This is a genomic window from Pseudomonas psychrophila (assembly GCF_001043005.1).
GTDB classification, from domain to species: domain Bacteria; phylum Pseudomonadota; class Gammaproteobacteria; order Pseudomonadales; family Pseudomonadaceae; genus Aquipseudomonas; species Aquipseudomonas psychrophila.
Genome location: NZ_JYKZ01000002.1, coordinates 625,962 through 631,961 on the forward strand (window position 1 = coordinate 625,962; position 6,000 = coordinate 631,961).

Annotated in this window: 5 protein-coding genes and 1 pseudogene; all 6 read right to left on the reverse strand. The window is 59.1% G+C overall.

Annotated features, from left to right (window positions below; genetic code table 11):
- Positions 1-25 precede the first annotated feature (25 nt).
- Complete coding sequence (locus TU76_RS09030) at positions 26-970, reverse strand: electron transfer flavoprotein subunit alpha/FixB family protein (protein WP_048351496.1); 945 nt, start codon at positions 968-970, stop codon at positions 26-28.
- Positions 971-986: 16 nt separating this feature from the next.
- Complete coding sequence (locus TU76_RS09035; protein ID WP_048351497.1) at positions 987-1,736, reverse strand: electron transfer flavoprotein subunit beta/FixA family protein; 750 nt, start codon at positions 1,734-1,736, stop codon at positions 987-989.
- A 75-nt stretch (positions 1,737-1,811) separates the two neighbouring features.
- On the reverse strand, positions 1,812-3,239 hold the full coding sequence (locus TU76_RS09040; RefSeq protein ID WP_046809888.1) for a purine-cytosine permease family protein: 1,428 nt from the start codon (positions 3,237-3,239) through the stop codon (positions 1,812-1,814).
- Between the two features lie 131 nt (positions 3,240-3,370).
- Positions 3,371-4,513: an acyl-CoA dehydrogenase family protein gene (locus TU76_RS09045; RefSeq protein ID WP_048351498.1), complete on the reverse strand. Its 1,143-nt coding sequence runs from the start codon at positions 4,511-4,513 to the stop codon at positions 3,371-3,373.
- Entirely contained in the window at positions 4,510-5,670 is a 1,161-nt protein-coding gene (locus tag TU76_RS09050; protein ID WP_048351499.1) for a CaiB/BaiF CoA transferase family protein, read from the reverse strand. The genes TU76_RS09045 and TU76_RS09050 overlap by 4 nt, the downstream gene beginning before the upstream one ends.
- Before the next feature lie 139 nt (positions 5,671-5,809).
- Positions 5,810-6,000: pseudogene (locus tag TU76_RS09055) on the reverse strand (urocanate hydratase); the annotation flags it as partial.

A 6,000-nucleotide genomic window follows, 5' to 3' on the forward strand; every position in this document is an offset into this window, starting at 1 on the left:
GTCAACCCCAGTTTTCAGCTCGGCTTCAGATCGCCCGCTCCAGTTCAGGCACTGCCTCGAACAAGTCGGCTACCAGGCCGTAATCAGCCACCTGGAAGATCGGTGCTTCTTCGTCCTTGTTGATCGCAACGATCACCTTGGAGTCTTTCATGCCGGCCAGATGCTGGATCGCGCCGGAAATCCCCACCGCGATGTACAGTTGTGGCGCAACGATCTTGCCGGTCTGACCGACCTGCATGTCGTTAGGCACAAAACCTGCGTCAACCGCCGCACGGGAAGCCCCCACGCCTGCGCCGAGTTTGTCCGCCAGCGAATATAGATGCTTGAAGTTGTCGCCGTTCTGCATGCCGCGACCGCCCGAAACGACGATTTTGGCTGCGGTCAGCTCAGGACGGTCCGACTTGGCCAGTTCTTCACCCACGAACGACGAAGTCCCTGCATCGTGAACCGCTGCAATCGCTTCAACCGCTGCCGAACCACCTTCTGCAGCCACCGGGTCGAAACCGGTCGCACGTACGGTGATCACTTTTACCGGCGCAGTGGACTGCACGGTAGCAATGGCGTTACCGGCATAGATCGGGCGCGTGAAGGTGTCAGCGCTGATGACCGAAACGATCTCGGAGATCTGATCCACGTCCAACTGCGCAGCAACGCGCGGCAGGATGTTTTTGCCGTTGGAGGTAGCGGCCGCCAGGATGTGGCTGTAACCGGCCCCCCCACCCACTTGAACAAGAGCAGCGACAAGAGGCGCCACATTTTCAGGCAACTGATGGGCGTAAGCCGCGTTGTCGGCGACCAGCACTTTAGCCACGCCAGCGATTTTAGCGGCGGCTTCGGCTACTGCGCCAATGCCCTGGCCTGCAACCAGAACGTGGATGTCGCCACCGATTTTAGCGGCAGCAGCCACGGTGTTCAGCGTGGCCGGGGCCAGTGCTTTGCCGTCGTGTTCTGCGATTACGAGGATAGTCATGATTCGGCTCTCCAATTCAAAGCACCTTAGCTTCGTTTTTCAGTTTCTCGACCAGTTCAGCCACCGACTTGACCTTGATACCCGCGCTGCGAGCAGCCGGTGCTTCAACTTTCAGGGTCTTGTTGGTCGAAGCTGTCGAAACGCCCAACGCATCTGGCGTCAGCACTTCAAGCGGCTTCTTTTTGGCCTTCATGATGTTTGGCAGGGACGCATAACGCGGCTCGTTCAAACGCAGGTCGGTGGTGATGATCGCCGGCAAGCTCAGCGAAACAGTTTGCGCACCGCCGTCTACTTCACGGGTCACTGCAACCTTGTCGCCTGCCACTTCAACTTTGGAAGCGAAGGTGCCCTGACCGAAACCGGTCAGCGCGGCCAGCATCTGGCCAGTCTGGTTGTTGTCGCTGTCGATGGCCTGTTTGCCCAGGATCACCAGCTGAGGCTGTTCCTTGTCGACAACGGCCTTGAGCAGCTTGGCCACGGCCAGCGAGGTCAGATCTTCGGCGGACTCGACGAGAATGGCGCGATCTGCACCCAGTGCCAGCGCGGTACGCAGCTGTTCCTGAGCAGTGGTCGGGCCGATGGAGACGACGACGATTTCAGTCGCAACCCCCTTTTCCTTAAGGCGTACGGCTTCTTCCACAGCGATTTCGCAGAAGGGGTTTATCGACATCTTGACGTTGGCGAGGTCAACGCCGGAGTTGTCCGCTTTGACGCGAACTTTAACGTTGTAATCGACCACGCGCTTGATACAGGCCAGCACCTTCATAGTTTCTCCCTCTATGGCTACAGGAGCAGTGCCGACAAAAAACAGCACTGCGTACCTGTGTTGATTGGAAAGCCCTTAAACCGTTGCGGGTTCGACGGGCAATATCAGTTGATCCGGCACCGACTGCCCCGACGTGCGTGCCACGAAGTAATACACCAGCGCTGGCAGCGTCAGGCCGATGATCCACGAGATATCAGTCCCGCCCAGTTGTTCCACCAGAGGCCCGGTATAGAAGCTGGTAGCAATAAACGGCAATTGAACCACCACCCCAAAGGCGTACACCAGAATACCGCGCAGGTTCCAGCGCCCGTATCGGCCATTCGGGTTAGACAAGGCAGGCACGTCGTAGCGCTCTTTGCTGATCAGGTAGAAGTCCACCAGGTTGATCGCGCTCCACGGAGTGAAAAACGCCAGCAAAAACAGGATAAATGCCGAGAAGTCCTTGAGAAACGAATGCTGCCCCAGTAACGCCAGTGCGGTGGCAAAGCCCACCATCAGCAGGATGTAAAACAGGCGCAAGGGTTTGGAGATGTCGTGGTTACCGCGAAAGCCGCTGACAATGGTCGCCAACGACATAAAACTGCCGTAGGCATTGAGCGTGGTGATGGTTACCTTGCCGAACACCACGCAGAAATACAGCAGCGCCGCCATTGCACCGCTCGCGCCCATACCAACGATGTACGACACCTCGTGCCCGGCAAACTTGCTCCCTGCCAGCGCCGCCACGAACACACCGAAGACCATCGAGATTTGCGAGCCGACGACCGAGCCCAACCCTACCGCCAAAAAGGTTTTCAACGAAGAGGTGTTCGATGGCAAGTAGCGCGAGTAGTCCGCTACATAAGGCCCGAAGGCAATCTGCCAGGAGGCGGACAACGAAATCGCCAGTAAAAAACTGCTCAGCGAAAAGTGTTTATTACTGAGTAGCAGGCCAATGTCGTTTTGTGAAATCAAGGTGTAGAACAGGTAGAAAAACGCCAACACCCCGACCACGCTCGCCACGCGTCCGATCATATGAATGGTGCGATACCCCAGAACGGTCAGCAGCACGATCAGCGCCGCAAAAATCAAAATCCCCCACGAATCGCTCACCCCGACCAGTTGCCCGACCGCCTGCCCGGCCAGTACCGAACCGCTGGCTGAAAAGCCCACATACATCAGGCACACCAGCACAATCGGGATCACGGCGCCGTAGACACCGAACTGCACCCGGCTGGAGATCATCTGTGGCAATCCCAGTTTTGGGCCCTGCGCTGCGTGCAACGCCATGATGGTGCCACCCAGCACTTGGCCGATCAGCAGGCCGATCAACGACCAGAACACATCGCCGCCCAGCACCACGGCCAGGGCCCCGGTGACGATCGCGGTCACTTGCAGGTTGGCCCCGAACCACAGGGTGAACTGACTGAACAGGCGCCCGTGGCGCTCCGACTCAGGGATGTAATCAATAGAGCGTTGTTCGACCAGTGAGGCCCGTTGTGAATCCTGGTTGTGCGTGGACATAAGCAGTTCCTTCAGGCTGGCACCCAAGGTGCGCCGTGTTGTTTTGGGAAAGACTTTTCCAATCCTTGACCGAACCTCAGTGCATCCATGCAACAACGGGCAGGCTCTATTACGAACCTGCCGCAAACCGATTATTTGGCTGCGTCGAGCAAGGCGCGGGAGATGATGATTTTCTGCACCTCGGAAGTGCCTTCAAAAATCCGCAAAATCCGTGCATCACGCACGTAACGCTCCAACGGCAAGTCCCGGCTGTAACCATATCCGCCGTGCAATTGCAGAGCGGCATCGGTGATAAACCCGGCACACTCGGCGGCGACCAGTTTGGCGGTGGCCGAGTCCAGGCTGAAGCGCTCGCCGCTGTCACGCCGCGCGGCAGCTTTCATGGTCAACATGCGTGCGCTTTCAAGCTGTGCGTACATGTCTGCCAGCCGCCATTGGGTACCTTGATAAGCCGCCAGCGGCTTGGGCCCGATCTGACGTTCGCGCACCCAGCTCAGGCTGGCTTGCAGTGCGGCATTGGCAATGCCAAGCGACATGGCCGCCACTTCCACCCGTCCGCGATCCAGCACCGCCATTGCCGTGTTGAAGCCCTGACCCTCAACACCGAGCAGCGCCGACTCCGGCAGCCAGCAGTCCAGCGACAGCTCATAGATGGTACTGCCACGCAGGCCCATGGTTTTTTCCGGGCTTGAGAAGCTGATACCCGTCGTTCCACGGGGCACTATAAATGCACTGATGCCTTTATGACCGGCGTCTGGGTCCGTCTTGACATAGAGGACGATGAAATCCGCTTCCTTGGCATTGGTGATGTAGTGCTTGCTGCCCCGCACACGCCAGCCGCCCTCTTCTCGCACTGCGCGGCTGCGCATGTCGGCCGGATTGGAACCCGCCGCAGGTTCAGTCAGGGCAAACGCTGCCAGCAACTCGCCGCTGGCCGCCCGTGGCAACCATTCCTGCTTTTGTTCTTCTGTACCGCCAAGCAGGATCGAGTCAGTGGCCAAAAAGTGCGCGGTCATGGCCGATGCCGTGGATGCACAGGCGCCCGCCACCGCTTCTACCACACGGCTCATGGCAAGACTGCCGATGCCCAGGCCGCCATATTCTTCTGGCAGGTTAATGCCCATGCAGCCCAAATCTCCCAGGGCCCTGATGCTCGCCAGACAGAAGGTTTCCGTTTCGTCGTAGTGCTGGGCCAGTGGTTGAATGACCTCGCGGGCGACTTGTTCGGCACTGTCGATCACTGCCAATTCTTCTGCAGTCATTTCGAAGTTCATGCGTGTGCTCCTGCTTTGTTCAAGCCAAATGCGGCGTTGTCTGCGCCCAAACGTGGGGCATTGGTGGACGCGTGGGGTTTGTGGCCGTTGAAGAACACCGGTTGCGGTACCAGCGGCAGCGCTGCGCCCTCTGGCTGAAACTGCAACTGGCGGACGCGGGCGTGTTCGCTGCCTGCGGCTTCGGCCAGATCCCACACTGGAGAGGACGGCACACCAGCATCGAGCAGGCCATCGCACAAGTGCTCAACGCTGTGTTGCGCGGTCCAGGATTCAATGGTGGCGCGTAACGCAGGCTCGTTCAGGGTGCGCTGAGTGTCATTGATAAAACGCGCATCCGTCGCCAGCTCCGGTTGGCCCATGCACTGGCACAAACGTTCAAACAAGCGATTGCTCGCCACCGCAATTACCACCAGGCCATCCGCTGCACGGTATGTGTCGAAAGGCGTCGATACCGGGTGCCGATTACCGACCAGCCCGGGCGCCACACCGTTGGCGTAAAGGTTGGACAAGCCCGTCACTTGCAGGCTGAACAACACGTCAAACATGGCCACATCGATGTACTGCGCCCCCGGCGCATGCCGTTCGCGGGCAAACAGTGCCGAGCTGATTGCCCAGGCGGCATAGACGCCAGCGCACAGATCACCGATGGCCTCACCGCTGCGAGTCGGGCCGGTTGCGGCAAAGCCGGTCACACTCATCAGGCCGGACATGGCCTGCGCCACGATGTCGTAGGCTGGACGCCTGGACAGCGGGCCTTCCTGGCCAAAGCCGGAAATACTGGCGTAGATCAGGCGCGGGTTGTGCTGCTTGAGGCTATCGAAATCGATGCCCAGGCGCTGAGTGACACCGGGGCGGAAGTTCTCCACCACTACATCGGCATCGGCTACCAGCTCATAGAAGCGCTGACGGTCCGCAGGGTTTTTAAAATCGATTTCAACGCTTCGCTTGCCGCGGTTTATCAAGCCGAAGTAAACACTTTCACCGTCCAGGAACGGCCCCAGATGACGGGCATCATCGCCCTCCTCGGGTACTTCAAACTTGATGACATCGGCCCCCAGGTCAGCGAGCATCGCGGTGCAATGCGGTCCGGCCAGTACGCGGCTGATGTCCAGCACACGAACGCCTTGCAGTTGTTGGGTAAACGGACTGTTGTTCATGCTCACACCCTCTAGATATCCGCAAACAAACCCGTCCTGTGTCGCCGGGCCTGCCTGCAATTGAATCGCCTCGTATCGCCTGAAGCACCGAGGCGTCTGCATCGAGCAAGCCCGCTCCCACAGGATTCGTACCCGTGGGTCAGCCGTTAATCATCGGCAGGTTCAGGCCCTGCTCGTTCGCACAGTCGATGGCGATGTCATAGCCCGCATCCGCGTGGCGCATCACGCCGGTTGCCGGATCGTTGTGCAGGACACGGGCGATGCGCTCAGCCGCTTCGTCGGTACCGTCACACACGATCACCATCCCCGAATGCTGCGAGAAGCCCATGC